The sequence below is a fragment of the Paraburkholderia youngii genome (assembly GCF_013366925.1).
Lineage (GTDB): Bacteria > Pseudomonadota > Gammaproteobacteria > Burkholderiales > Burkholderiaceae > Paraburkholderia > Paraburkholderia youngii.
Genome location: NZ_JAALDK010000001.1, coordinates 628,023 through 654,800 on the forward strand (window position 1 = coordinate 628,023; position 26,778 = coordinate 654,800).

Sequence of the window (26,778 nt, forward strand, 5' to 3'; positions counted from 1 at the left end):
CACGCATGGCAATCTACGGAATCGGCACCGACATCGTTCAGGTCAGCCGTGTCGCAGCGGTGATGACTCGCACCAATGGCCGTTTCGCTGAGAAGGTGCTCGGTCCCGACGAACTTCGCGTCTACCACGCGCGTCAGGCCCGTTCGGCGGCGCGCGGTCTCGCGTTTCTCGCGACACGTTTTTCGGCGAAAGAGGCGTTCTCGAAGGCAATCGGCCTCGGCATGCACTGGCCGATGAGCTGGCGCGCGTTGCAGACGCTGAACCGGCCGAGCGGCGAGCCGATGGTGGTCGCCTCCGGCGAGCTGGCCGACTGGCTCGACGCGCGCGGCATCACGGCGCGCGTGACGATCAGCGACGAGCGTGATTACGCGGTGTCGTTCGTGATCGCCGAGACGCAGCGGCCGGACGAGACGGAAGGTTCGTTTGCCGCGTCGGCGTCGCGGGCTTCGTCCGCGCACTCCGCCACCGAATGAAAACGTTGAACGCGGCCGCTGACGGTCGCGTTTGTCTTTGCGACAGACTCTTTTCCAGCGGAATTCGATGAAAACCACACCCGGACCGGTGATGCTCGACGTGGTCGGCAAAACGCTGAACCGCGATGACAAAAGGCGTCTCGCTCACCCGATGACCGGCGGCGTGATCCTATTCGCGCGCCACTATGAGAGCCGCGCGCAACTGGTCGCGCTGACCGATGCGATCCGCGCGATTCGCCCGGATCTGCTGATCGCGGTCGATCACGAAGGCGGCCGCGTGCAGCGCTTTCGTACCGACGGCTTCACGGTGCTGCCGTCGATGGGCAAGCTCGGCGCGTTGTGGGACGAGGACGTGCTGCACGCGACGAAGGTGACGACCGCGGTCGGCTACATCCTCGCCGCGGAATTGCGCGCATGCGGTATCGACATGAGCTTCACGCCGGTGCTCGACCTGGACTATGGGCACTCGCAGGTGATCGGCGATCGCGCGTTCCATCGCGATCCGCGCGTGGTCGCGCTGCTCGCGAAGAGCCTCAATCACGGTCTCGCGCTCGCCGGCATGAGCAACTGCGGCAAGCATTTTCCGGGGCACGGATTCGCGCAGGCAGATTCGCACGTCGCGATGCCCGTCGACGAACGCCCGCTCGACGAGATCCTCGGCAACGACATCGCGCCGTACGACTGGCTCGGTCTGTCGCTTGGCGCGGTGCTGCCCGCGCACGTCGTCTATCCGGCGGTCGACGCGAAACCGGCCGGCTTCTCGCGCATCTGGCTGCAGGACATCCTGCGCGGCAAGCTCGGCTTCGAAGGCGCGATCTTCAGCGACGATCTATCGATGGAAGCCGCGCGCCAGGGCGGCACGCTGACCGAAGGCGCGCAAGCCGCGCTGGAGGCCGGCTGCGACATGGTGCTGGTCTGCAACCAGCCGGACGAAGCGGAGAAGGTGCTCGACGCACTGCGCGTCACGCCGTCGAAGGAATCGCTGCGGCGGCTGAAGCGCATGCGGCCGCGCGGCAAGGCGCTCACGTGGAGCAAGCTGATGGCCGAGCCACGGTACGCCGAAGCGCAGAAGCTGCTTCGCAGTACCTTTGCATAAATGGCAATGGCGCCTTGAAGCAATTCAAGGCGCCATTTCTTTATCAGCTTCGACTGGCTCGAACCGTCGTCGAGCAATCGCTCAGTTCAAGCGCATGCGCTGCAGCTTGTTATACAGCGTCTTCGGGCTGATTCCCAGCAACGACGCGGCGCGATGCCGCGTGCCGCCGACCGCATCGAGCGTCGCTCGAATCAGCATTTCTTCGACATCCGCGAGCGGCGTGCCGACCGTCACCTGCACGCGGCTACCGTTCAGCTCGCGGCCGTTGGCCGTGCCGGCTTCGTCGGCGCGCAACGATTCGATCACGTCGCCCGATGCCTGATAGGCGCGCCGCACGCGTTCCTGCAGCTCGCGCACGTTGCCCGGCCAGTCGTACGCGAGGCATTCGCGCAGGAAGTTCGGCCCCGCCTGCTTCGCGACCTCGGGCGTGCCGCGCGCGGTCGCTTCCACATTCAGTTCGTCGACGACTGCCTGCGCGATCAGCACCGGATCTTCGCCGCGCTCGCGCAGCGGCGGCAGGTTGACCGCGGCGGCCTCGAGACGCAGCGCGAGGTCCTGATGCAGCGAGCCGTCCGCGACCGCCGCGCGTGGCGGTTTGCGCGTCGACGCGATCAGTCGGAAGTCGGTCACGATCTGGTTGCTACCGCCCACGCGCATAAAGGTCTGCGAATCGAGCGCGCGCAACAGCGCTTCCTGCTGCGCGCGCGGCAACTCGGTGATTTCGTTGATGAACAGCGTGCCGCCGCTCGCCTGTTCGAAGAGGCCTGGCTCGCGCTGCTCGGCGCCGCCGAACGCGCCGCGTTCGTGGCCGAACAGCATGCTGTCGAGCGAGCGATTGAGGCCGCCGGCCGCCGCGCCGCGGCAATCGAAGGTGACGAATGGGCCTTTGCGACGGCGGCTCATGTCGTGCAGCGTGTGCGCGGCGATCTCCTTGCCGGTGCCGGCTTCGCCGGAGATCAGCACCGCCGCTTCGGTCGGCGCAAGCCGCTCGATCGTGTCGTACACGTGCTGAATCGTGCTGCTGCGGCCGAGCATCGAACCGAAGCGTCCCAGTTGACGCAGCGATGCGCGCAGCGCCTGGACTTCCTCGGTCAGTTCATAAGGCCGCGGAATGCGCGCGAGCAGGCTGCGCAGACGCGGGATGTTGACCGGCTTGAGCAGATAGTCCCAGATACCGTGCCGCAAGCCCTCGATCGCACTCTCGACGGTCGCATTGCCGGTCATCACGATCACCGGAAGCGCGCCGCCTGGCGGATGCGCGGGCAGATGCTGCAACAGATCGAGCCCGCTGCCATCCGGCAGATTCAGGTCGACGAGCACGACGTCCGGAATGAAGCGCGTCAATGCGCCGCGCGCCTCGGCGAGCGTGGTCGCGGTGTCGACTGAAAAGCCGTCGGCGGCGAGGATTGCCGACAGCCCGGACAGGCTATTGGGATCGTCTTCAACAATCAGGGCGTGTGGCATGGCGAGCGCAATTTTATGAATGGGTTGAATGCCCGGCGCGCCGCCAACGCTGATGGCGCGCACCGCGGGCTCCTGGGGGCTCGATGACAGGGTGACAGGGCTAAACGAACGGTCCTTGTACGGTGAAAAAACGACAGCCGCCGGCACTGCGTCTTGAGCGGCGCGGGCCGGCGCCTGGAGTTCCTTCACTGCTCCTGTCAGAAATCCCGGTTGCTATCGAAAAACCGGCGCACTTCAAGTTCCGCCTGTTCACGGGTTTTGCCATAGCGTTCCTGAATCAGACCGGCGAGCTTGTCGGCCCGGCCTTCGGCCTTGGTCAGCTCGTCGTCGGTCAGTTCGCCCCATGCGGCCTTCGCCTTGCCGACCATCTGTTTCCATTTACCTTCAGCAATGTCGTTGTTCATGGTGCCTCTCCCACGGTGGAAATTGAGCGGTACTCGCGTAACTCTCTCCACCTAGCAGGGATCGTGCCAAAAGCTTGGATGAAATGGAGCAAGGGCCTGCCGCGCGCGCGACGCGAATTCAGGATGTCGCGATGGCAATTTTGAGAAATTTGCCGGTAAAGTTTTCCTAAACCATACACGGCGCGACAGAAAAGAAAAAGCGCCCAAAAATTGAGCGCTCTGGGTGCAGGCCGGCAGGGCGCCGGCGCTGGCGGGGTGACGCAGGCCGCTGTTTAGGCGCGGCTGCGGTACTCGTGCGTACGGGTGTCGATTTCGATCTTGTCGCCGATGTTGCAGAAGAGCGGCACTTGCAGTTCGAAGCCGGTGTTCAGCTTGGCGTTCTTCAGGACCTTGCCCGACGACGTGTCGCCCTTGACTGCCGGTTCCGTGTAGATGATTTCGCGAACCAGCGTGGTCGGCAGTTCGACCGAGATGGCCTTCTCGTTGTAGAACACGACTTCGCAAGCCATGCCGTCTTCGAGGTAGTTCATCGCGTCGCCCATCATTTCGGCTTCGACCTCGTACTGGTTGTAGTCGGCGTCCATGAACACGTACATCGGGTCGGCGAAGTACGAGTACGTCACTTCCTTGCGCTCGAGCACGACGACGTCGAACTTGTCGTCCGCCTTGTACACGGTTTCCATGCCTGCGCCGGTCAGCAGGTTCTTGAACTTCATTTTGACGACGGCGGAGTTACGGCCCGATTTGTTGTATTCGGCCTTTTGCACGACCATTGCGTCTGCGCCGATCATCACGACGTTGCCGGTGCGGAGTTCCTGTGCGGTCTTCATAAAACTGTCCTGTACGAGATAAATAGCTTAACTGTTGCTCAACGGCATAGGTGCCAAGCGGCTTCGGCGTTTCGCCACCGCCTGCCGCGCGCCGCTCGAAGCGACCGCAGCCCGGATGCGTGAAACGGGACCGGCTCACGGCGAAAATCGCGGCGTGATGCCCCGGCGTTTCCACCTGTCCGTTACCTGAGTTTTTACCCTGTTCGGGCGTGTACACGAGTGGCGCCGATCTGCAACACGCCCAAACATACGTCCCTTTTTTGACATTCGCGTGCCCGACTAGGAGATTGGGACACGTGCTGTGTTTTTCGAGGGGACCGGTCAGACGGGCTGACCATGGGGTTGTTGCTCGAATCGGGCCGCGCTTGCGTCGTCGGCCGTTGGATAACCGCTTATTTTAACTGAGTTTTTGCGAACGAGGTCAGATTTCCGGCGAGATCGCCGACTTGCGCGAGTTCGACCGCCCAGGCGGCGGCGCGCCGCTTAAGCGCCGGATAGTGGCGCTGGAATTCCGCCCAGTCGGGCTGACCCGCGCCGTTCCACGCGTGCCAGAAACGCCCGAGCGCGGCGCGGGCGTCCCTGGACAGCGTGCGCGTGTAGTGTGCGAGCGCGGCGTCGAGCTTTGGCAGATGGGCGTCGTCGGCCTGCGGATAGATGTGCCAGACGAACGGCTTGGCGGCCCACTGCGCGCGCACGAACGAGTCCTCGCCGCGGACGAAATTGATGTCGCTCACCCATAGCAGTGCGTCGTAGCCCGGCTGTTCGGTGAAGGCGAGTGCGTGCGCGCTGAGGTTGCCGCGCGTCGCATGGGTGCCCGCCGCAAACGACGGTAGGCCGAAAAAACGCGCGAGCGCGCCGGAAATGCGACCTTCGGGCACCAGCAGCACGATTGGGCTTGCGCTGTCGCGCCATTGTTCGAGCAGACTGTCGACGGCCGGGTTTTCGTATGCGAACAACGACACGACGGTCGCGTCGGCGGGCGGCGGCGCGTGGCCCGTGACGTTGCGCCACCAGTTGGTGCGCGCGGCCGGCGAGCCTTCGAACGCGGCGCGCGCCGCGTCGAGATCGCGCTCCTTCAAGACGCCACCGGTGCCGGGGCAGAGGCCGGGAAAAAAGAAGATCTTGCTGAGCGCGTAGCGCGGATGCGGCGACGGCCGCAAATGAAAATCGGCGATCCAGTCCTCGGCGCTCAGATATTCGAGGTTGAACCACAGCGGCGTGCGCGCGCGCTCGGCCATCGCCGTGATATAGACGGGAGGCAGTTCGCAGCCGAACGCCTCGATCACGACGTCGGCGACTTCGAGCGTGTCGCCCGCATGGGACGGCTCGTGCCAATGCTCGATGACAATGCCGTCGAGCGTTTGCCGCGCACGCTCGAGCACGAGCGACGGGCACAGCCTCTTGAACGCATGCAGATCGTCGACGAACACGCGCACCTGCCAGCCATGCTCGCGCGCGAGTTGGCGCGCGAGACGCCAGCACACGCCGATGTCGCCGAAGTTGTCGATGACCGCGCAGAAGATATCGCAGGCGATCGGGTTGGCAGGGGCGGCGGGTGATCCGGAAGCGGGTGCGACGGAGGACATGGCGGCTCGGCTGGCTCGGTGACTCCGGCGACGCGGAGCGGGTTCGAACGAACGCGGAATGTTCTAAACTGGCGATTCTAAAGCCTCGCTCGCGATCGCGCGCGCCGTTTGTCCGCCACGCGGGCCGCATGGCGCGACGCGCGACACGACCCCCGGTGCATGGTGCCGGGCACCCGCCGGCGCAATCGGCGCAATCGGTGCAATCGGCGAGGCAGCGCGAGACAGTCCCACCCCAATCGATCCCGCATGACCGAACCCGAAGCAACCGACGCCCCCGACACCTTCGAGCCGAAAAAAGTGCTCGCCCAACTGCCGCATCTGCCCGGCGTGTACCGCTATTACGACATGAGCGGCGTGGTGCTCTACGTCGGCAAGGCGCGCAATCTGAAGAAGCGCGTATCGAGCTATTTCACGAAGACGCAGCTGTCGCCGCGTATCGCGATGATGGTCACGCGCATCGCGCGCATCGAGACGACGGTCACGCGTTCCGAGGCCGAGGCGCTGCTGCTCGAAAACAACCTGATCAAGGCGCTCACGCCGCGGTACAACATCCTGTTTCGCGACGACAAGTCGTACCCATATCTGAAGCTGACCGGCCACAAATTTCCGCGCATGGCCTATTACCGCGGCTCGGTCGATCGCAAGAACCAGTACTTCGGTCCGTTCCCGAGCGCGTGGGCGGTGCGCGAGAGCATCCAGATCCTGCAGCGCGTGTTCCAGTTGCGCACCTGCGAGGACTCGGTGTTCAACAACCGGACGCGGCCGTGTCTGCTGCATCAGATCGGCCGCTGCACGGCGCCGTGCGTTGCGAATATCAGCGAAGAGGACTACGCGCGCGACGTCGCCAACGCGTCGCGCTTCCTGCTCGGCCGCCAAGGCGAGGTGATGAAAGAGCTCGAGCAGAAGATGCACGCGTTCGCGAGCGAGCTCAAGTTCGAACAGGCCGCGGCGGTGCGCAACCAGATGAGCTCGCTGTCGACGGTGCTGCATCAACAGGCGATCGAAGTCGGCAGCGATAGCGACGTCGACATTCTCGCGGTGGTCGCGCTGGGCGGCCGCGTGTGCGTAAATCTCGCGATGGTGCGCGGCGGGCGGCATCTCGGCGACAAGGCGTACTTTCCCGCGCACGTGGAGAGCGCGTTGACGGCGGAAGAAGGCGGGCTGGAAGAAGACGGCGATCAGGACGATGCATCGGCGGGTGGGCAAGCAGTCGCGCCGTCGGCCGCAGCGGCGAGGGCCACGGCCGATGCGCTCGCGATCGCGCAGGACATGCCATCGGAAGACGAAGACACCGATGGTAGTGACGAAGAAGCGCTCGACGAGGCTACCGAAGCGACCGCGGACGCCATCAGCGACGAAGGCACGGACGAAGGCGCCGACGGGAACCCAGAATCCGGCCCGGCGGCGAAGGGGCGCAAAGGCCGCGCGCCCGGCGGCGTCGAATCCGAAGTGCTCGAAGCGTTCATCGCGCAGCATTACCTCGGCAATCGCGTGCCGCCGGTGCTGGTGGTCAGCCACGCGCCGGCGCGCGAACTCGTCGACGTGCTGATCGAGCAGGCGGGCCACAAGGTGAGCGTGCTGCGTCAACCGCAGGGACAGCGGCGCGCGTGGCTCGCGATGGCCGAGCAGAACGCGCGGCTCGCGCTCGCGCGGCTGCTCTCCGAGCAGGGCTCGCAGCAGGCGCGCACTCGCGCGCTGACCGACACGCTCGGCATGGAATGCGACGACCTCGCGCATCTGCGCATCGAATGCTTCGACATCAGTCACACGATGGGCGAGGCGACGCAGGCGTCGTGCGTCGTCTATCACCATCACAAGATGCAGTCGTCCGAGTATCGCCGCTACAACATCACCGGCATCACGCCCGGCGACGATTACGCGGCGATGCGCCAGGTGCTCACGCGCCGCTACGAAAAGATGGTCGCGCAAGCCGCCGCGAATGCGAGCGACGAAGCCGCCGAATCGCAAAGCGACGCGGCCGCCGATCCGTCGCTAGCCGCCGATGCCGCCGAGCCTGCCGCAGCCGGCGGCGTGCTGCCGACCATCGTGCTGATCGACGGCGGCAAGGGGCAGGTGGAGATCGCTCGGCAGGTGTTCACGGAGCTGGGGCTCGATACCGGCATGCTGGTCGGCGTCGCGAAGGGCGAGGGGCGCAAGGTCGGTCTCGAGACGCTAATTTTCGCCGACGGCCGTGCGCCCCTCGAACTCGGCAAGGAAAGCGCCGCGCTGATGCTGGTCGCGCAGATCCGCGACGAAGCGCACCGCTTCGCGATCACCGGCATGCGCGCCAAACGCGGCAAGACGCGCCAGACCTCGCGGCTCGAAGAACTCGAAGGCGTGGGGGCCAAGCGGCGTCAGCGCCTGCTCGCGCGGTTTGGCGGCTTGCGCGGTGTGGTGGCGGCGAGCGTCGAGGATCTCGCGAGCGTTGAAGGTATTTCGCAGGCGCTCGCCGAGCAGATCTACCGGCAACTGCATTGAATCGACGAGCCGCGTTGCGCTGTTATCGGTACCACGGCCCGCGGGAGCCGACGCGTCGCGCAGCGGATGTGCCGGCTGGCGCGTCCGCGAACCACGCGCCGGGCGCGCGGCCCGCTTGCCGCCTCCGCGCGGCCATGCCCGGTCCGCTTGCTTGTGGCAGGCCTTGCGACACGGCACAATTGCAACTCACTCGTCAGACGCTGCGCCTGCCCCATGCCGTTTAATTTCCCGATATTCCTGACCTGGCTGCGGATCGTGCTGATTCCGCTCGTCGTCGGTGTGTACTATTTACCTGACATGATGATGAGCCCCGCGCACCGCAATCTCGCAGCCGCGACGATCTTCATCCTGGCGGCGCTCACCGACTGGTTCGACGGCTTTCTGGCCCGCAAATGGAATCAGACCTCGGCATTCGGCGCGTTTCTCGATCCAGTCGCCGATAAGCTGATGGTCACTGCGGCGCTGCTCGTGCTCGTGCAGCTGGCGCGGATCGATTCGGCGATCGCGCTCGTGATCGTCGGACGCGAAATTGCGATCTCGGCGCTGCGCGAATGGATGGCGCAGATCGGCGCATCGAAGAGCGTTGCTGTGAACTCGCTCGGCAAGTTCAAGACAGCTTGCCAGATGGTCGCGATTCCGATGCTGCTGTTCTATGGTCCGCTGCCGCTCGGCGGCGGCGTGACGGTCGACACACGGGTGTGGGGCCTGTGGCTGATCTATCTGGCCGCGTTCCTGACGATCTGGTCGATGCTGTACTACATGAAGCTCGCGTGGCCGCAGATTCGTGAGCGCGGTGGTGTCGCGTGATGGCGTGAACAAAAGGAGCGCGCGGACGCAAAAGTGTGTTCGAACCTTTCGCTAACGAGCGAAATGTTTCTTTAAAACAGATGGGCCAAAAGGGGTTGACACGTTTCAGTCGTTTCTCCATAATCTCGTTTCTCCGATGCACGCAACGCGAAACACCGGAGACGCAGTAAGGCAGTAGCAGTAAATGCAGTACGACGCGGGAATAGCTCAGTTGGTAGAGCGCAACCTTGCCAAGGTTGAGGTCGCGAGTTCGAGCCTCGTTTCCCGCTCCAGTTTTCGAAGCATCGCGTTGTTTGGCGAAGTAAAAAACGCAGCGCGGTGTGAAGCAGTTCAATGCGGGAGTAGCTCAGTTGGTAGAGCGCAACCTTGCCAAGGTTGAGGTCGCGAGTTCGAGCCTCGTCTCCCGCTCCATACATCAGGGGAAGCAACGCTTCCCTTTTTGTTTGGAAGGCCGGTCGTTCTGAACTTTCCAGAGCTTCGGTTCTTCTGGTGACCACCAGATAAATCTGCGAACCCGTATCTAGGTTCCAGTCCGCTTGCGGCGCGATAGCAAAGCGGTTATGCAGCGGCCTGCAAAGCCGTTTAGGCCGGTTCGACTCCGGCTCGCGCCTCCAGTCTTTGATGTAAAGCGAAAGCCCCGACTTGTCGGGGCTTTTCTTTTTTCTATTTCCTCTTTTGCCAGCTTTTGCCGACCGTCGTCAGCGATGTGAGCGAACCGGTCGATCCCATCGCGTGCTGTAGACGTCGCTTCGAATCAATCAGAAACGGAGAGTGGATTTGATTGGCGGCAGGGCAGCGTTGTTCAGGAACCAGCATGACCGCATTTTTCGGTGTATCGCTATTGCCGGGTTTGACTCCGGCTCACACATGAGCAGCGCATTCTGATTAATGGCGTGTCCGGCTCGCGGAGAAGGACAAAGCACGTCGGCGCGCCGCATCCGGAACGGACGATAGAATCACAGCACCGTCATCGCCCGCTCTCATTGAAGCCGCATGTATTTCCACCTCACCGGCACACAGGTCCGCTTGCTCGGCTCGATGCATCTGTTTCCCGCGACGAGCCGTCGAACGCCGCCATGGATCGCCGACGCCTATGACTGGGCTGAGACGCTCGTATTCGAGTCCGATCCAGCGACGATCCTGCCGTTTCTCAAAGCCGACGCACACCCCGCTGCCGCACAACTGCGACCCTTGATGCGCGACGAGGCCTGGACCCAACTGCACGTGCTATGGCCAACCGATGGTCTGCTCGCGCCGCTTGAAACACTGCGTCCGTGGGCCGCGCTGATCGTCGCGCCCACGCTGCTGCAGCAGGTCGTCGAGGGTGTCGAGCCGCGCATGTTGCGCTCGGCGATCGCGCAGGCGAAGCCGTACCGCTATCTCGAGTCCGCACAGGACGTCGCCGTCACGCTCGAATCGATTCCGCTCGAAGCCATTGCCGCCGCGCTCGACATGCTGATGGCCGATCGTGGCGAGCCGCAGCGCACGCTCGAACGCATGCACGCGGCGTGGCTGGACGGCGATCTGCAAGCGATACAGCAAATCGCCGTCGAATCGCCGATGTTCAATCTGCCCGGCATCCGTCAGGCGATTCTCGACGTGCGCAATCGCGCATGGGCCGCGCGGCTGAACGAATTGCTGGACGTGCGCGAGCGCACGCTGGTGGTCGTCGGCGCGCTGCATCTGTGCGGTCCCGACAATCTGCTCGACTGTCTCGCGCGACCCCTGCAAGCAGTGTTCTGAGCGCGTGCGCGGATTTCGCGACTGCACACGGCCGTGTCGACCGCCCGGACGACTGGCCGTTTCCTCAATTCCACGCGCCGGAATGCCGCTATACACTAATCCTTACCCCTCAGAACATCCGACACCCGCCGACCTCACTCCATGCTCGTTCCTCCGATCCCCAGCAATGAAAGCGCCCGTCTCGACGGATTGCACGCACTGCATATTCTCGACACGGCGCCGGAAGAGCGCTTTGATCGCCTGACCCGCCTCGCGCGGCGGCTATTCGGTGTGCCGATCGCCGTCGTCAGTCTCGTCGATGCGAACCGGCAGTGGTTCAAATCGTGCATCGGCCTGGAGGAGAGCGAGACCTCGCGCGACGTGTCGTTTTGCGCGCACGCCATTCTCGGCGACGATATTTTCATGGTGCCCGACACGCTCGCCGATCCGCGCTTCAACGACAATCCGTTCGTCACCGACGAACCGCACATCCGCTTCTACGCAGGCTGTCCGCTGCAGGTTGCGAACGGCGGCAAGGTCGGCACGCTGTGCCTGCTCGACACGAAGCCGCGCATGCTCGATGACGAAGATCGCGCGTTGCTGCGCGACCTCGCGCGCATGGCCGAACAGGAACTCGCCGCGATCCAGCTGGCCACGCTCGACGACCTCACGCTGCTGTCGAACCGACGCGGTTTCGAAGTGCTCGCACAACACGCGCTGAACGTCTGTCGGCGCATGAATAAGCCGGCGTCGCTGCTGTTCTTCGATCTGAACGACTTCAAGCAGATCAACGACACGCTCGGACACGCCGAGGGCGACCGCGCGCTGCAAGCCTTCGCCGAGGTGCTACGCGCTGCGCTGCGCGAAAGCGACGTGATCGGGCGGCTCGGCGGCGACGAGTTCGTCGCGCTGCTGACCGGCGCCAGCAACGCGGAGACGCATGAAGTGACGCAGCGTCTCGAGCACCTGCTCGACCAGCGCAATGCCGAGTTGCTGCGCGGCTATCAGATCCACTTCAGCGTCGGCCAGGTGACGTACGAGCCGACGCGCCACGGCACGGTCGCCGAACTGCTCGCCGCGGCCGATGCGGCGATGTATAGCCACAAGCAGGCGTCGAAGGCGCGCTCGGCGCAACGGCACTGACGGGCGCCCGGCCCGCGGCCAATCTCCAGCCGACTCGCGCGATGGCCCGACACAGGCACGCGCGGCATAATTGCGGATCGTTGCCCGCGCTGTCGCGCATTGACCTGAAAGCTACCGATGACTGATTTGCAGCACACCGCCGCCGCGCGGCTCGCCCAACTCGAATGGCGCTGGAAGCCGTTCGCGGACCTCACGAGCGTCGAAGTCTATGAGATGCTGGCCGCCCGCAGCGCGGTGTTCGTCGTCGAACAGAACTGCGTGTATGGCGATATCGATGGGCTCGATGTCGAAGCCTGGCATCTGCTCGCGTATGGCACCGGCGGCGACGCGGCGCTGCCGCCGTTGGCCGGCTATTTGCGCGTGTTGTTGCCCGATGCGACGGATGCCGACGTACGCATCGGCCGGGTGTTGACCACCGCGTCGTTTCGCGGCATCGGTCTCGGCAATACGATGCTCGAACGCTCGCTCGCGCATATTCGTGCGCAGTGGCCCGATACGCCGATCCGTCTGCACGCGCAGGCGCATCTGCAAGGCTTTTACGGTGCGTTCGGCTTCGAGCCGGTCTCGGAGATTCACGACGAAGACGGCATCCCGCATGTGTGGATGCGCTCGCCCTGAACGCGAGCGGGTCAGCGAGGCCCGTTCGCGGTCGTCGACACCGCATGCGTGAGCCCGCGCGCCGCTTTCGCACGCCGCTCGGCACGCAGGCGTCCGCGCGCCGACAGCCGCATCCAGTGACGCAGCGCGATCAGCGCGCCGACCACGCTCATCATCGAACCCGGAATCCATAGCAGCAGCCCGCCGATCTGCTGATCGCGCATCGGGCTCAGCCATGTGAACGCGCGGCCGCAGATCGAATAGATCGGATACAGCTCGTGCGGCGTAAAGAAGATGAACGCGCCGAGGATGATCTGCGGCGGAATCGCCGCAATGACGACGAGCACGCGCTTGCCCGGCGACAGACGCGCGGGCGGCGCCGGACGCGGATCGAGCACGAGCCACCAGAACAGCAGGCCGTCGATCGCCATGCTCCAGTTCATCACGCGATAGATCCGCCAGTCGAGCATCGCGATGAAATGGATCGGCGACAGCAGCCAGAAATAGATCAGCCCGACGAATAGCGTGACCGCCACGACCGGGTGCATGACCACGTCGAGCGCCCCGCGCACGAGCGGAGTTTGCAGCGCGGGCCGCACGAAGCGCTGTCGCCAGCGCAATGGAATGCCCGCGCGCAACGCCGCGCCTGGATACGACAGCGCAATGAAGAACGGCCCGAGGTGATGCAGCACCAGATGCTGCAATCGATGCATGAAGAACTCATGCTCAAAGAAATAATCGAGCCGTGTATGCAGCACGACATACAGCGCGACCAGCCCGAACCAGAAAGACAGACGCCGCGCGAACGACAGCCGCGCCTTGCGCGCGCCGCGCACGAACAGGATCGCAGGAATCAGCAACGCGATCACGACGGTCGGCGAAAACTCCCAGGGATCGAGCCAGTAGAGCAGGTTCATGGCGATGGCGTGTGCGGTGGCGGCGGCCCGTGTTGCCGCTTACTTGGTCTCGCCCGGCCCTTTGACCGCGAACGGCGCGCTCAACGTTTCGCCATCGGAAAACTTCAGCGTCAGATGCACGGTGTCGCCCGGCGCGATCTTGTGCTTCGCGTCCTCGAGCATCAGGTGATAGCCGCCCGGCGTGATCGCGACCTGGCCATGCGCGGGCACCGTCAGCTTGTCGACCATCACCATCTTCTGGGTCGAACCGTTCGATACGGTTTGATGCAGCATCGCGTCGCCGTAGTCGTCGCTCGATACGTCAACGAGGTCGATCGGCCTGTCGCTCGCGTTGACGAGCGTCGCATAGCCGGCCGCAGGCAGGTTGTTCGGCAGCCAGCGGACCCACGCGTCCTTGATGCTGATCGCGTGAGCATCAGCCGCGTGCGCGGCGGACGCGACGCCGAAAGACAGCACGAGCGTGCAGGCGAGGGAAGCGAATGGTCTGAGCTTGATCGTCATGATGGAATGGAGTGGGATCAAAGAAGAATCAGGATTGGTCATCGATGATGCGGCGCAAGTCCTTCGCAATCGCATCGGGTGTGTCGTGATCGGTGGCGAGCAGGCGCGCGTGGCCCTGACTGTCGAACACATAGACGGCGGAGCTGTGCGTGACCTCGTAGTTGCCGTTCGGGTCGCGCTTTTCCATCTGATACGCAACACGATAGCGCTGCGCCAGCGACTCGATCTGCCAGTCGGTGCCGGTCAGCCCTTCGGCGTGCTGCGCGTCGAACGCGCCGACGTAGTCGTGCAAGGCCTGCGGCGTGTCGCGCGCGGGATCGACGGTGATGAACAGGATGCGCACTTTCTGCGCCTCGGGGCCGAGCTTGCCCAGCACCTGCATCAGACGGCCCATCGTTTCGGGGCAGACGTCCGGGCAATGCGTGTAGCCGAAGTAGACCAGTGAGGTGCGGCCCTTGAACGAAGCGGCGCTGACGGGCCGGCCGGTGTCGTCGGTCAACGTAAAGTCCAGATCCGGCAGGTGCCCCGTCACGTTGGTCAACCGCCACGGCTCGGCGCGCTGCGTGCAACCGGTCAGTGTGGCGAGCGCGACCAGCGTGCCCAGCGCCGCTGCCGCCGCAAACCGGCGTGCCACCCCGTGCGTCAACCGGTGCATGGACCGGTTGGATCGTGAGCGGGACAGCGTTGGCTGCGGGCGCTGGGGTGGAAAGATCGGGAACAAAGCGGGGTTCAATGACTCGATTGGGGAGCAGGCCACAAGAATCGATGGAGCGGGGAGGCGCACCGTCGCCCGATCATGCCGTGCAAGTTTCGCGCGCGACACGCAATTGAGCGGCAGGTGCAACGATGCGCATTACGCCGACGGTCTGTGTGGCAGCGACTGTAGCGCAAAATTGGCGCCAGCGTCGCGCGGCGCGCCGGGCGTACGATTTGCGAGTCAATTTGACGCAGCAGGCTGAAAGTCGGGCGAAGCCCGATCGTTGCGCTTTTGAATGCAATCGCCGCGAGCGGGCGGGCAAACGTCGCGCCAGGCTTGAGTCCCGGCTTACTTTCTCGAAAAATTGACCGATGCGCGGTAAGATGCGCACACTTTTCCGGCCCCAGATGGCTGAAAGGCGAACCCACGCGATGCAAGCACTTCCGGCTGTTCTGTCTCCGAGCGAGACGGCATTTTTCTTCGACTTCGATGGCACGCTCGTCGAACTCGCCCCCACGCCGGACGGCGTGCTCGTGCAGCCGCGCGTGATCGACCTGCTGCGCGAACTGCGCAGCCTGACGAATGGCGCGGTCGCGGTGGTGTCCGGGCGCGGCATCGACAGCATCGACAGTTTTCTCGGCATGCCCGATCTGCCGGTCGCTGGTCTGCACGGCGCCGAGCGGCGCGATGCGAACGGCGACACGCAGCGCATCGGCTTTCACGACCAGCGCCTGTTGCGCATGGAGCAGGTGCTCGCGCAAGTCGTCAACGAGCACCCGGGCATGCTGCTCGAGATCAAGGGCGCGGCGCTCGCGCTGCACTACCGCAATGCGCCGGACCGCGAGCCGGTCGCGCGCGAGGCAACCGAGCGGCTCGTCGCCGATTACCCCGCGTCGTACGTGCTGCAGCCCGGCAAGATGGTCTACGAGATCAAGCCGAAGGACGTCGACAAAGGCCGCGCGACACGCGCGTTCCTGGAGGAGCTACCGTTCACCGGCCGCACGCCCGTGTTCGCCGGCGACGATCTGACCGACGAGAAGGGCTTCGCGGTCGTCAACGAACGTGGCGGTCTGTCGATCAAGGTTGGCGCGGGCGAAACGATGGCGCGCACGCGCGTCGAGTCGGTGTCGTCACTGCTCGACTGGCTCGAAGCGATTGTCGCGGCGGCGCGCGGCGCATGACGCCGGCGCGACGTTCAACGAAAACAACATACTGCATCGGGAATCGCGCTTCATGAGCCGACTGATCATTGTTTCGAACCGGGTGGCGCCCATTTCGGAGGGCGGCCCGGCGGCGGGCGGTCTGGCGGTCGGCGTGTACGACGCGCTGAAAGAGACCGGCGGCATGTGGTTCGGCTGGAGCGGCGACGTGCTCAGCTCCGGCCAGCCGCAGATCAAGCTCGAGGAGCGCGGCCCGGTCACCTTCGCGACCGTCCCGTTGATGCGCCGCGACTACGATCAGTACTATCGCGGTTTCTCGAACGCGACGCTGTGGCCCGCGTTCCACTATCGATCCGACCTGCTGCACTACGACCGGCACGACTTCGAAGGCTACTGCCGCGTCAACGCGTGGCTCGCGCAGCAACTCGTGCCGCTCTTGCGCGAAGACGACGTGATCTGGGTGCACGACTATCACCTGATCCCGTTCGCGCAGGCGCTGCGCTCGGCAGGGGTGAAGAACCGCATCGGCTTTTTCCTGCACATTCCGTTTCCGGCCGCGCAGGTGCTGCTGACGGTGCCGCCGCATCGCGAGCTCGTCGAGGCGCTGTGCTCGTTCGACCTGCTCGGCTTCCAGACCGGCCCCGATCTGCGCGCGTTCTGCGACTACGTCATTAACGAGGCGGGCGGCTCGATCGACGCGTCGCCGAAAGGTCCGCTCACCGTGAATGCGTTCGGCCGCACGCTGCGCGCGTCGGCCTATCCGATCGGCGTCTATCCGGACGAAATCGCCGAGCTCGCGAAGGCGGGCGAGCGCGGCAAGCCGGTGCGCACGATGAAGGCGACGCTGCATTCGCGCAAGCTGATCATGAGCGTCGACCGGCTCGATTATTCGAAGGGGCTGGTCGAGAGATTCCGCGCGTTCGAGCGCCTGCTCGAGCATACGGCCGCGCAGCGCAACAAGGTGTCGTTCCTGCAGATCGCGCCGCCGACGCGCGCCGACTTGCACGCGTATCAGGACATCCGGCTGCAGCTCGAAGGCGAGTCGGGACGGATCAACGGACGTTTCGCCGAGCTGGACTGGACGCCGATCCTGTACATCCACAAGCAATACGAGCGCTCGGTGCTGGCGGCGCTGTTCCGCACCGCGCACGTCGGCTATGTGACGCCTTTGCGAGACGGCATGAACCTCGTCGCGAAGGAATACGTATCGGCGCAGGATCCGGAGAATCCCGGCGTGCTGGTGCTGTCGCGCTTCGCGGGCGCGGCGCAGGAGCTCGACGGCGCGCTGATCGTCAATCCGGTCGATATCGACGGCATGGCGGAGGCGCTGGCGCAGGCGCTCGACATGCCGCTCGCCGAGCGCCAGGCGCGCTATCGCGACATGATGGCGCAGCTGCGCGAGAACAACGTGTCGGTGTGGCGCGATAACTTCATGCGCGATCTGCAGAGCGTCGATGGCGCGAAGCGCGCTAGAAGCGGGAAGGCGCGCGCGGCCACGGGTGCGGGTCACGCCGGGCGGAAGAGGGCGGCGCGCGAGCGCGTGACCGGCTAAGCTAGCCGCGAAGCCAGACAGGAAAAAGCCGCTCCCTGGAGCGGCTTTTTGCATGCGGCGCGCAGCGCCTGGACCCTGCGTGGCGTCAGGCCACGTGCTGTTCGTCGACTTTCTTGCCGCCGATATGCAGCGTCTGGCCCTTGCCATACTGCTTGGCGAGCAGGTCGCGATAGAGGCCCGGACGCTGACGCAGTTCTTCCGGCGAGCCGTCGTCGATGACCTTTCCGGCGCTCATCACGATGATCCGGTCGAAGTTGTTCAGCGTCGATAGACGGTGTGCGATCGCGATCACGGTACGACCGACCATCAGGCGGTCGAGCGCCTTCTGGATCGCTTCCTCGGACGCGCTGTCGAGCGCTGACGTGGCTTCGTCGAGCAGCAGGATCGGCGCGTTTTTCAGAATCGCGCGCGCAATCGCGATGCGCTGGCGCTGGCCGCCCGACAGCTTCACGCCGCGGTCGCCGACGATCGTGTCGTAGCCTTCGGGCATTGCTTCGATAAAGTCCGCGCAACGCGCCTCGCGCGCTGCGGCGAGCACTTCCTCGCGGCTCGCTTCCGGGCGGCCGTACGCGATGTTCTCGTACACCGTGCGATGGAACAGGGAAATGTCCTGGGGCACCAGCGCGATCGCGTGACGCAGGCTGTCCTGAGTGATCGACGCGATGTCCTGGCCGTCGATCTTGATCGCGCCACCCTGGGTTTCGTAGAAGCGCTGCAACAGCGCGAGCACCGTCGATTTGCCAGCGCCCGACTTGCCGATCAGGCCGACGCGCTGGCCCGGCTCGATATTGAGGTCGAAGTGATCGAGGATCGGCCGGCGGCGCGGATAGGCGAACGTGACGCCGTCGAACGTGACGCGGCCGCCCTGGGGCACGAGTTCGGTCGAGTCGTCGCGATCGGGCATGCCGTGCGGTTCGAGCAGCGTGCGCACCGCCTCCGCGAGTCGCGCGACGTGCTGGGTGACGTCGACGAGCGCGACCGCGAGATCGCGCGTGCCGTGCAGGATCGTGAAACCGAGCGAGCTGACGAGCACGATGTCGCCCGAAGTCGCGCGGCCCTGGTCCCACAGCCACAGCGCCCAACCGAGTAGGCCGGCCGACAGCAGCGCGGTGATCACGGCGTGCAGCAGACGCAGCTTTTCCAGGTACAGCAGGCTTTGCTGGCGCGCGTCCATTTCCGACTTGACCGTTGACGCAAAACGTTGCTGTTCGCGGAACGTCATGCCAAACGCGCGCACGAGGCCCATGTTGCTGATCACGTCGACGAGCTCGCCGTCGACCGATGCCGCCTTGGTCGCAAAATTATGGTGACGCGCGGAGCCGCGGCCCGCGAGCTTGTACAGCACGACCGCCAGGATCGCCGAGCACAGCATCAGGCCGGCGGCCATCAGCGGGTTCACCGAGATGATCATCACGATCGCGCCGAGCACGGCTATACAGGGCGGCAGCACGTTCCACGCGGTGGTGTTTTCGGCGGTGTAGACGGCGTTCGAGGTCGCGGTGATGCGGCTTGCCAGCATGCCGGGCTGCTTTTCGGCGTAGTAGGTCGGTGAATGGCCGCTCAGGTACTGGAACAGGTCGCGCCGCAAATCGCCCGTCACGGCGACGAACGTGTGCGCGGCGAACCAGCCGCCGAGCCGCCATAACAGGTTATCGGCGGCGATCAGGCCGACAAGGATCGCGAACGCGCCCCACAACGGCCCCGGATGATGGCGGCCACCGCCGAGCACGTCGATCAGATGTTTGATCGCGTATTGCGAAGCGAGTGCACAGCCCACGGCCGCAAACACGCTGCACAGCACGATCGCGTGCGCGACCGGATGACGGCGGATAAAGCGGAAGAGAAACGCAAGCGGCCGGTGCGCATAGCTCGCGAGCTTTGCGTTCTGGGCGTTTCGCTGGGCGATGGTCAAGTGTTCCAATTGAGCTGAGATCGATGTGTTGCGGGTTGTGCATGCAATGCGCGGACCACACGGACAAGCATGGCTCTCCGTGAAGCCGATGCTTCGCATTGTAAACATGCAAAGACGATTGCGCCCTGTGTATCCGGGCTTTGACGCGATTGATTTCGCGATAGACCTCCGCGATCTGCGTCGTCTCGACACGCCAGCCGACGGGCCCTTCCGGCAGATTGCGGAAAATTTCGAGATATAATTACAGTTTGCATTCAACCGGGCCGTGGCAATTTTGCAATTCCTACCGGCAACGTTTGATGCGCGAGAGTTCACCGCTCGGTACGTCGTGCCTCGCCGAACCTCCTGGACACTGTAGAACTGTCTTTGAAAACAAGGGTTTGCAAAGTGTTTCGCGTTTGTAACAACGTAAAGACTTTGAAATGTTGCGGTGCGGCGACAATTCGGGCATCGATAATGCGTGCTCGTTAGCCCCGGCAAATTTTCTGACAGTTTGTCAACGTAGGTGCCCCATGCGCGTTTACTCGCACATGCGCAGACGCTGATCCACTTGTCTGGGCTCTTGACCCAAGCGATCCATCGCAGGATTTCTCAAAAGAATCAGGCCCGCGCCGGTATCTCCGGCCAGACTGCCCTGGCGAGCAAGCGAGTCGCTTTTTCCAAATGCAGTACCTTTGCCTGATTTTTTACTAGGAGTTCGTCAATATGCGAATCGCTCAAATCGCTCCGCTGCACGAGGCGGTTCCTCCCAAGCTGTACGGTGGTACGGAACGCGTGGTGTCCAATCTGACCGAGGCGCTGGTCGAGCAGGGCCACGACGTCACGCTGTTTGCAAGCGGTGATTCGCAAACCTCGGCGAAGCTCGAAGCATTCTGGCCGCAGGCGCTGCGCCTCGACCCGACGATCCGCGACGTGATGGCGCCGCATATGCTGCTGCTCGAAGAAGTGCGCCGCCGCGCGGACGAATTCGACGTGCTGCATTTCCACATCGACTACTACCCGTTCTCGCTGTTCGCGCGTCAGCCGGTGCCGTTCCTGACTACGATGCACGGCCGTCTCGATCTGCCGGAACTGCAGCCCATCTTCAATACGTTCAAGGACGTGCCGGTCGTGTCGATTTCCGACAACCAGCGCATCCCGCTGCAACAGGCGAACTGGCTGCAAACCGTCTATCACGGTCTGCCGGAAAACGTGCTCACGCCGATCCCCGACGTCGAACCGGGCTACCTCGCATTCCTCGGCCGCGTTTCGCCGGAGAAGGGTCTCGACCGCGCGATCCGCATCGCCGGCCAGGCAGGCATGAAGCTCAAGGTCGCCGCGAAGATCGACAAGGCCGACCGTGCCTATTACGAAGAAGTGATCAAGCCGCTGATGGCGCTCCCGCATGTCGAGTACATCGGCGAAATCGGCGAAGCCGAAAAGCGTGAGTTCCTCGGCAACGCGCATGCGCTGGTCTTCCCGATCGACTGGCCGGAGCCGTTCGGCCTGGTGATGATCGAGGCGATGGCTTGCGGTACGCCGGTGATCGCGTTCAATCGCGGTTCGGTGCCGGAAGTGATCGAAAACGGCGTGTCGGGTTTCGTCGTCGAAGACGAAATCAGCGCGGTCGCTGCGCTCAAGCGTCTGCACACGCTGCCCCGCGCTGGCGTGCGCAAGGCGTTCGAAGCACGCTTCACGTCGAAGGTGATGGCGAAGAACTACGTCGCCGTCTACGAAGACCTGCTGCGCAGCAAGCATCGCACGGTGCTGCGCGAAGTCAACGCGGGCTGATTGGCGGTTGATTCGCCGCGGTTGTTTCGCGGTGGATGAGACGCCGGCAGCAGGAATCACGCTTCCTTCGCTGCTCTGAACGCCCCGCCGGCATGTTGCCGGCGGGGCGTTGTTGCATGCGCGCCGCGTTTTTCGTCGGTGCACCGATGAAAATACCGGTTTCCGCGCGGCGCGAACGAGCCAGGCTCGGTAATATCCCTATAATTGCCGTGCCGCAAATTGGGCTGCGGTGCCGCCGACGACAGGAGGATGCCTTGGCGAGAACGAAAGAGACGCGCGCGAACGCCGCGCCCGGCGCCGGAACGATTTTTACGTTGCGCGCCATCGGTCTCGTGCTCGCCGCCCGCTGGCTTTTCTCGATGTCCGAGATGAGGCTGAGCACCGCGCTGACCGCGATGGCGTCTTCACCGTGGGCGTGTATCAACCTCGTCTTTCTGTTCCTGCTGATCTTCCTGCCCGGCGCGCGCGCCGTCGCCGAGCGTCCGTTCCATCCGTTGCCGCAATGGCTGCGTCAGGCGCTGCGCCTGTTCGCGTTCCTCGGGTTTCTGTTTGCGCTGTGGTCGGTCGGCGCGTTCGTCGCGAGCGCGGGCTGGCGTCGCGCGATGCAGGCGGTCGCGGCCACCAACGGCTGGCTCGTCGCGGCGCCGGTGCTGTATGCGATCGTCTTGTGGATCTGCCGGCCGCTGCCGTTGTGGCGCACCAATGTGGCGGCGCGGCGCTTTGCGATCGGCCGCTATGCGGTGTCGCTCGATCCGGTGACGCGCACCGTCGTCGTGTGGGCCGAGCGGCGCAAGGTGGGGCAATACGATGCGCGCGAATTGTCGGTGCGCTGGGCGAGCGGTTCCGATGCGCGCGCGACGCCGGCGCCCGCTCCCGCAGTTGCGTTCGGCGCGGCGGGCAAGGCCGGTGCGTCGGCGGCGCCGATGCCGTCGGTCGCGGCGCCCTCGCTGGCGCGCAGCACGTTCGGCGTACGTCCGAAGGTCGAGCTGCTGTGGGATTCGCCGGCCGCCGCGGGGCACAACCGGCAGACCGTTTTCCGCGCCGCGCTGACGACCGAAGGCGATCGCGTCGCCGCCCGCGCGCTCGACACGACGCTGCGCCAGGTCTGACGCTGCACGTTTTGTGCTATCGGTCACATCGCGTGGCCATTGCACGCATCCCGAAGCGAAGCTTCGTCGATAATGCAATCAAGGCGCCCGGCCTGCCGGCGGGCGAGTGGGACACTCATCGATCGTATCGCGTCTTTCGCAGGAGTCGCCATGCTGGTTCGCTGGTTGCTTGCCGCCCTTCATCTGCTCGCTTATGGCTTTGCGCTCGCGTCGATTCTCAGACGCACGTGGTCGCTGCGTCGCGCGTCGGTGCCCGCCGCGCTGCGTTCGGTGTTTCGTGCCGATTCACGCTGGGGCATCGCCGCGCTGGTGCTGATCGTGACCGGCCTGATGCGCGTGTTCGGCGGGTATGAGAAGGGCGCCGACTACTACCTGCACGAGCCGCTCTTTCACGTGAAGATGACGTTGCTGGTGCTGATCCTGATCCTCGAAGTGCCCACGATGCTCGGCCTGATGCGCTGGCGCGCGTCGATCCGCAGCGGCGCGGCGCCGAATCTGAAGAAGGCGCGGTCCTACGCGCATTTCAGCGTAATCCAGACCGTGCTGCTGGTTCTGATGGTGTTTGCGGCCACTGGAATGGCGCGCGGCATCGGACTGCCCGCCGGCGCGGTGTAGCGCGGCGGGCCTTCTTTCCATTGCGACGGGCTGGTGGCGCGCGCCAAGCGTTGCGCCCTCGTGCAGGCCTGCGTCGCGCTAGCCGACCAACAAGCCAGAATCGTCGACCCGGTCGGCCTTGACCTCTGCCGACTCGCGCACGAGTTCTGGCTCGCCGAGACCCTTGATCAACTCCAGCGCCTGACGCTCGAACAAGCGACGGTACAAGCCGTTGTCGCGTTTGATCAGCGCGTCGTGGCTGCCTTCCTCGATCACCTTGCCCTTGTCCAGCACGAGCAACCGGTCGAGCGCGCGCACCGTCGACAACCGGTGCGCGACCACCAGCGTGGTGCGCCCCTGCATCAGCCGCTCCATCGCGCGCTGGATCAGCACTTCGCTTTCGCTGTCGAGGCTCGACGTGGCTTCGTCGAGAATCAGGATCGGCGCGTCGGCGAGAAACGCCCGCGCGATCGCGACGCGTTGACGCTCGCCGCCCGATAGCTTGATGCCGCGTTCGCCGACCAGCGTATCGTAGCCGTTCGGCAGCGCGGCGATGAAGTCATGCGCGCTGGCGAGCCGCGCGGCGCGCTCGATGTCGGCGCGGCTCGCGCCGGGCCGTCCATACGCGATGTTCTCGGCAAGCGAGCGGTGAAAAAGCACCGGCTCCTGCTGGACGATCGCGATCTGGCTGCGCAGCGACGCTTGCTGGACCTGCGCTATGTCCTGGCCGTCGATCGTGATCCGCCCGCCCGAAATGTCGTGAAGGCGCTGGATCAGCTTGATGAAGGTCGTCTTGCCCGAGCCGGAATGACCGACCAGCCCGACGCGCTCGCCCGGCGCGATGCGGATCGAGAAGTCGTCGTAGAGCGGCCGGCTGTGCGCGCCATAGTGAAACGACACATGCTCGAAGCGGATTTCGCCGTTGCGGATCGTGATCGGACCGGCACCGGGACGATCCTCGATGCCGAGCGGCTGGCTTTCGAGCGACACCAGTTCCTCCATGTCGTTGACCGAGCGCTGCAGGTTGCGGATGTGCATGCCGATGTCGCGGAGGTAGCCTTGCAGCATGAAGAACATCGTCAATGCGAACGTGATGTCGCCGACGCTCGCTTCGCCGCGTGCCCACAGCAGCAACGCAACGCCGAGAATCGCGGCCTGAATCGCGGCCAGCATGCCGCCCTGGAGGCCGCCGTTGAGCGTGCCGCGCACCCACGTCCGGCGCGTGCGCTGCCGCCATTTGCCGATCACGTACCCGAGGCGCGCTTCCTCGCGCGCTTCCGCGCCGAATGCCTTGACGACGCCGTTGCAGCTGACCGCATCGGCGAGCGCGCCGCCCATGCGCGTGTCCCACGCGTTCGCGAGACGCGCGGACGGCGCGACGAAGCCCAGCGACACCGTCACTGTCACGCCGATGTACAGCAGCGAGCCGATGCCGACAACGACGCCCATCATCGGCCAGCGCGAACCGAGCAGCAGCGTCGCGCCGACCAGCATCACCAGCGACGGCAGCAACGCGATCAGCAGCGTGTCGTTCAGCAGGTCGAGCGCCCACATGCCGCGCGTGATCTTGCGCACGGTCGAGCCGGCGAAGCTGTTCGCGTGCCAGTCGGTCGAAAAGCGCTGCACGCGATGAAACGCGCGTGCGGCGATCTCGCTCATCATCTTCAGCGTGAAGCGGATGATGTTGAAGTACACGCCCTGACGCAGCAGCGTCGCGGTCAGGCCGAGCGCGGCGAGCACGCCGAAGGCCTCGAGCGCGTGATGCCAGATGGGCGCCGACGACGCCGGACCGGCCGCGATCGCGTCCACCAGACGTCCGGCGAAGACCGGCGTGAGGATGTCCGCGCCCGCCGTGAACAGCGCGAGGGCCGCGATCACGATGATGCGCCACGGCTGTTGGGCCCAGTGACGGAAAGTGAAGCCGAGAACATCCTTGAAGGCTTGTCCGCGAAAGTCGAGTTTTTTGTTGGCCATTTGCTTTCGACCCGGCGACGCACGAGCGCGCCGAGGTTCCAGTCAGAAGCGAAAAAGGGTAGACAGCCAGCGGATGCCGGAATGCGCGCGGGAACGCGCGAAAAAATACGGCGGCAAACAACGGCAACGGAACAACGGACTGTCTGGAGTGAACGCGGCCCGCCTGTCGAGGCGGCTGCGCATCTGCTGCGACGCTGCGGCGTTTAAGGTCGCAGCGGTCGTGGCGGACGGGCTGACGGTCGTGGGACCATGCGAGGGAGCGCGCGATGCACTGCGAACATGTGGCGCCTCCCTGAGATGGTTCAAGATGGAGAAACCGGACAGAGCCGGACCGGGCGAATGCCCGTCTGCCGAATATAGCAACAGTGCGGGGTGCTCGCCAACCTACGGAACGACGTGGTTCTGCAGCCAGTGAAATCTCGTGCTGCGCACGAGCCGGCAAATAGAAAAAGGGCTTACGCATTGCTGCGTAAGCCCTTTTGTCTTCGGTGATCGACACACCAAGAATCTGGTGGGTAGTACTGGGATCGAACCAGTGACCCCTGCCGTGTGAAGGCGATTTGTCGCTCCGCTCCCAGTGCTCTACCTAATGAAATCAAGCACTTAGCAGAGCCGACGCTAGGGCTGGGACAGCCTCTCTGTCCCCGCATCGTCCCAGCTTTTAGGGCCGAGACAGGGCTCCACTGTAGACGCCTCCGACCGAGCTTGTCAACTGCCTGCGAGTGCCGTGCTGAGATGTCCCCGTATGGACCCGGACCCAATTTTGATGTGCTTATCCGTGGGCAGTTACGCCGCCCGCTCGCGCTCCTGCGCCCCCATGCGCGCCATCTCCAGATCACGAGAGAACGCAGGCAGGCGGGTGCGCGTGCGATTGCTCCTCTGCGGCGCGTGGCGCTGGCTGGCTCTGCCTGCGCAAGGCAGTGGACAGTGCGTAGCCCTAGGGCTTGCTAGGCGGGCTTGGGACGGGCTCGGGACAGTGGGCTAGGGCATGGGTAGCCAGAGAGTGCGCCAGAGGCTTAGCGGGGCTCTTATCGCGTGGCGCTCACTGTGCGCTGTCTAGGGCTCGATTATCGCGGGATAGCGGGACGCTGGCATCAGGGTTTGCGCATTCAGGCGCACGGGTGCGGGCATCTGTCCTTCTTTCGATTTCATGATCCTCTGACAGACAGAGAACGCGGCATCTGTTGCCAGCGACGACTAGCAGCCGGGACAGTAGGCCAGAGGACAGCCAGAGGACAGACAGCCGACAGGGAGCAGACAGGGACAGGACACGATAGCCCAGGGAGAGGAGAGGACAGGGAGAGCCAGAGAGAGCGCACCAAGGCAGTGCAGACAGGTAGCCAGACACTAGCCGAACGAGACAGCCAGAGACAGCCTGACAATGAACCGACAGGACAGGCACGGACTAGCCAGCATGACAGCCGCAGAGCAAGGCAGAGAGCCAGAGAGCAAGGACTAGCAGCGCTGGCAAGGGTGACAAACCGGTGAATACAAGCCAACAATGGCATTACACCGAGCTATACAGGTAGAAGGGAAAGCGTAAGAATTAGCACCACTCCAGTGCAGTAAGTAACGGAGTGCTACAGACCTAGACACACTGGCTACTGAGTGCGCTGGGCATGACCTAGCAAACCCTAGCCACATAAGGACAGCCACGGGATTAGCAGCCGGGACACAAAAGGCAGTTGACAAACGGATTTAGCAGGCGTACAGTTCGATCCCATGCAGTAACGCAGTAACGCAGCGCCGGAGAACTGGCTAAGCCTTAGGGCAGCATGTGGTAACGGTGAGGCGGGACAGCAAAGGCAGTTGACAAAGCAGTAAGGTTCTGGCAACATGGGAACCGTAGCAAGTAGGACGCAGTAAGCAGTGAGCGGCGCGTAAGCGCCTACAGCCAGAAGCGGCTCACTGTGTTGTAACCGGCCTAGCATGGCGTCTAGGGTTATCCGGTCGATCCTTAACAATGTGCATCTGTGCGTGTCGTGCTGAGTG

General features: G+C 64.3%; 21 protein-coding genes and 3 tRNA genes. 15 read left to right on the plus strand and 9 right to left on the minus strand.

All coding sequences use genetic code 11. The features are described 5' to 3' along the window. Nucleotides 1-5: 5 nt before the first annotated feature. Both acpS and nagZ read left to right on the plus strand, forming a co-directional pair. On the plus strand, nucleotides 6-473 hold the full coding sequence (gene acpS, locus G5S42_RS02985) for a holo-ACP synthase (protein WP_176105466.1): 468 nt from the start codon (nucleotides 6-8) through the stop codon (nucleotides 471-473). 67 nt (nucleotides 474-540) lie between these two features. After that, nucleotides 541-1,569, plus strand: a complete 1,029-nt coding sequence (nagZ, locus tag G5S42_RS02990) for a beta-N-acetylhexosaminidase (protein WP_176105467.1) — start codon at nucleotides 541-543, stop codon at nucleotides 1,567-1,569. Nucleotides 1,570-1,650: 81 nt separating this feature from the next. Here nagZ and G5S42_RS02995 read toward each other — a convergent pair whose 3' ends face one another. The 4 genes from G5S42_RS02995 to earP all read right to left on the minus strand — a co-directional run bounded on the left by G5S42_RS02995 (nucleotide 1,651) and on the right by earP (nucleotide 5,853). Then, nucleotides 1,651-3,033 (minus strand): sigma-54-dependent transcriptional regulator, encoded by a 1,383-nt coding sequence (locus tag G5S42_RS02995; protein ID WP_176110284.1) that lies wholly within the window; start codon nucleotides 3,031-3,033, stop codon nucleotides 1,651-1,653. Between the two features lie 197 nt (nucleotides 3,034-3,230). After that, entirely contained in the window at nucleotides 3,231-3,437 is a 207-nt protein-coding gene (locus G5S42_RS03000; protein WP_176105468.1) for a CsbD family protein, read from the minus strand. A gap of 272 nt (nucleotides 3,438-3,709) precedes the next feature. Continuing rightward, nucleotides 3,710-4,267: an elongation factor P gene (gene efp / locus G5S42_RS03005; protein WP_176105469.1), complete on the minus strand. Its 558-nt coding sequence runs from the start codon at nucleotides 4,265-4,267 to the stop codon at nucleotides 3,710-3,712. Nucleotides 4,268-4,659: 392 nt separating this feature from the next. After that, nucleotides 4,660-5,853: an elongation factor P maturation arginine rhamnosyltransferase EarP gene (gene earP / locus G5S42_RS03010; RefSeq protein WP_176105470.1), complete on the minus strand. Its 1,194-nt coding sequence runs from the start codon at nucleotides 5,851-5,853 to the stop codon at nucleotides 4,660-4,662. Nucleotides 5,854-6,099: 246 nt separating this feature from the next. Here earP and uvrC point away from each other — a divergent pair, with 246 nt between their 5' ends. The 8 genes from uvrC to G5S42_RS03050 all read left to right on the plus strand — a co-directional run bounded on the left by uvrC (nucleotide 6,100) and on the right by G5S42_RS03050 (nucleotide 12,621). Beyond that, on the plus strand, nucleotides 6,100-8,331 hold the full coding sequence (gene uvrC, locus G5S42_RS03015) for an excinuclease ABC subunit UvrC (RefSeq protein ID WP_176105471.1): 2,232 nt from the start codon (nucleotides 6,100-6,102) through the stop codon (nucleotides 8,329-8,331). Between the two features lie 213 nt (nucleotides 8,332-8,544). Then, a complete protein-coding gene (pgsA, locus tag G5S42_RS03020; RefSeq protein ID WP_176105472.1) occupies nucleotides 8,545-9,138 on the plus strand; it encodes a CDP-diacylglycerol--glycerol-3-phosphate 3-phosphatidyltransferase in 594 nt (197 codons plus the stop codon). Between the two features lie 196 nt (nucleotides 9,139-9,334). Next, nucleotides 9,335-9,410: transfer RNA gene (locus G5S42_RS03025), tRNA-Gly, on the plus strand. A 63-nt stretch (nucleotides 9,411-9,473) separates the two neighbouring features. Continuing rightward, nucleotides 9,474-9,549, plus strand: a tRNA-Gly gene (locus G5S42_RS03030). A gap of 129 nt (nucleotides 9,550-9,678) precedes the next feature. Then, nucleotides 9,679-9,752: transfer RNA gene (locus G5S42_RS03035), tRNA-Cys, on the plus strand. Nucleotides 9,753-10,131: 379 nt separating this feature from the next. After that, complete coding sequence (locus tag G5S42_RS03040) at nucleotides 10,132-10,881, plus strand: TraB/GumN family protein (RefSeq protein ID WP_176105473.1); 750 nt, start codon at nucleotides 10,132-10,134, stop codon at nucleotides 10,879-10,881. A 141-nt stretch (nucleotides 10,882-11,022) separates the two neighbouring features. Next, nucleotides 11,023-12,003 carry a sensor domain-containing diguanylate cyclase gene (locus G5S42_RS03045; protein WP_176105474.1) on the plus strand — a complete coding sequence of 327 codons (981 nt, stop codon included), beginning with the start codon at nucleotides 11,023-11,025 and terminating at the stop codon, nucleotides 12,001-12,003. A gap of 117 nt (nucleotides 12,004-12,120) precedes the next feature. Beyond that, nucleotides 12,121-12,621: a GNAT family N-acetyltransferase gene (locus G5S42_RS03050; protein WP_176105475.1), complete on the plus strand. Its 501-nt coding sequence runs from the start codon at nucleotides 12,121-12,123 to the stop codon at nucleotides 12,619-12,621. Nucleotides 12,622-12,632: 11 nt separating this feature from the next. Here the strand turns inward: G5S42_RS03050 and G5S42_RS03055 are convergent, their stop codons facing one another. Genes G5S42_RS03055 through G5S42_RS03065 form a run of 3 tightly spaced genes read right to left on the minus strand, consistent with a single transcriptional unit; the run spans nucleotide 12,633 to nucleotide 14,673 of the window. Then, nucleotides 12,633-13,517, minus strand: coding sequence for a cytochrome c oxidase assembly protein (locus tag G5S42_RS03055; RefSeq protein WP_176105476.1), 885 nt, complete (start codon nucleotides 13,515-13,517; stop codon nucleotides 12,633-12,635). A gap of 39 nt (nucleotides 13,518-13,556) precedes the next feature. Further along, a complete protein-coding gene (locus tag G5S42_RS03060) occupies nucleotides 13,557-14,018 on the minus strand; it encodes a copper chaperone PCu(A)C (RefSeq protein ID WP_176105477.1) in 462 nt (153 codons plus the stop codon). Between the two features lie 28 nt (nucleotides 14,019-14,046). Further along, entirely contained in the window at nucleotides 14,047-14,673 is a 627-nt protein-coding gene (locus tag G5S42_RS03065; RefSeq protein ID WP_176105478.1) for an SCO family protein, read from the minus strand. 473 nt (nucleotides 14,674-15,146) lie between these two features. Between G5S42_RS03065 and otsB the strand changes: the two genes are divergently transcribed. Together otsB and otsA are read left to right on the plus strand one after the other, a co-directional pair. Further along, nucleotides 15,147-15,896: a trehalose-phosphatase gene (gene otsB, locus G5S42_RS03070; RefSeq protein ID WP_176105479.1), complete on the plus strand. Its 750-nt coding sequence runs from the start codon at nucleotides 15,147-15,149 to the stop codon at nucleotides 15,894-15,896. A gap of 52 nt (nucleotides 15,897-15,948) precedes the next feature. Further along, entirely contained in the window at nucleotides 15,949-17,427 is a 1,479-nt protein-coding gene (gene otsA / locus G5S42_RS03075) for an alpha,alpha-trehalose-phosphate synthase (UDP-forming) (RefSeq protein ID WP_176105480.1), read from the plus strand. Between the two features lie 85 nt (nucleotides 17,428-17,512). On the opposite strand, the gene G5S42_RS03080 is transcribed toward otsA, so the two are convergent. Further along, entirely contained in the window at nucleotides 17,513-19,348 is a 1,836-nt protein-coding gene (locus tag G5S42_RS03080) for an ABC transporter ATP-binding protein (protein ID WP_176105481.1), read from the minus strand. A 696-nt stretch (nucleotides 19,349-20,044) separates the two neighbouring features. Here G5S42_RS03080 and G5S42_RS03085 point away from each other — a divergent pair. From G5S42_RS03085 to G5S42_RS03095, 3 genes are all read left to right on the plus strand, one after another. Then, complete coding sequence (locus tag G5S42_RS03085) at nucleotides 20,045-21,109, plus strand: glycosyltransferase family 4 protein (RefSeq protein WP_176105482.1); 1,065 nt, start codon at nucleotides 20,045-20,047, stop codon at nucleotides 21,107-21,109. Between the two features lie 254 nt (nucleotides 21,110-21,363). Beyond that, a complete protein-coding gene (locus tag G5S42_RS03090) occupies nucleotides 21,364-22,218 on the plus strand; it encodes a hypothetical protein (protein ID WP_176105483.1) in 855 nt (284 codons plus the stop codon). Between the two features lie 150 nt (nucleotides 22,219-22,368). Then, the gene (locus G5S42_RS03095; protein ID WP_176105484.1) at nucleotides 22,369-22,833 is read left to right on the plus strand and encodes a DUF2214 family protein; all 465 of its coding nucleotides are present in this window, start codon (nucleotides 22,369-22,371) and stop codon (nucleotides 22,831-22,833) included. Between the two features lie 78 nt (nucleotides 22,834-22,911). Here the strand turns inward: G5S42_RS03095 and G5S42_RS03100 are convergent, their stop codons facing one another. After that, complete coding sequence (locus G5S42_RS03100) at nucleotides 22,912-24,786, minus strand: ABC transporter ATP-binding protein (protein WP_176105485.1); 1,875 nt, start codon at nucleotides 24,784-24,786, stop codon at nucleotides 22,912-22,914. Nucleotides 24,787-26,778: the final 1,992 nt, after the last annotated feature.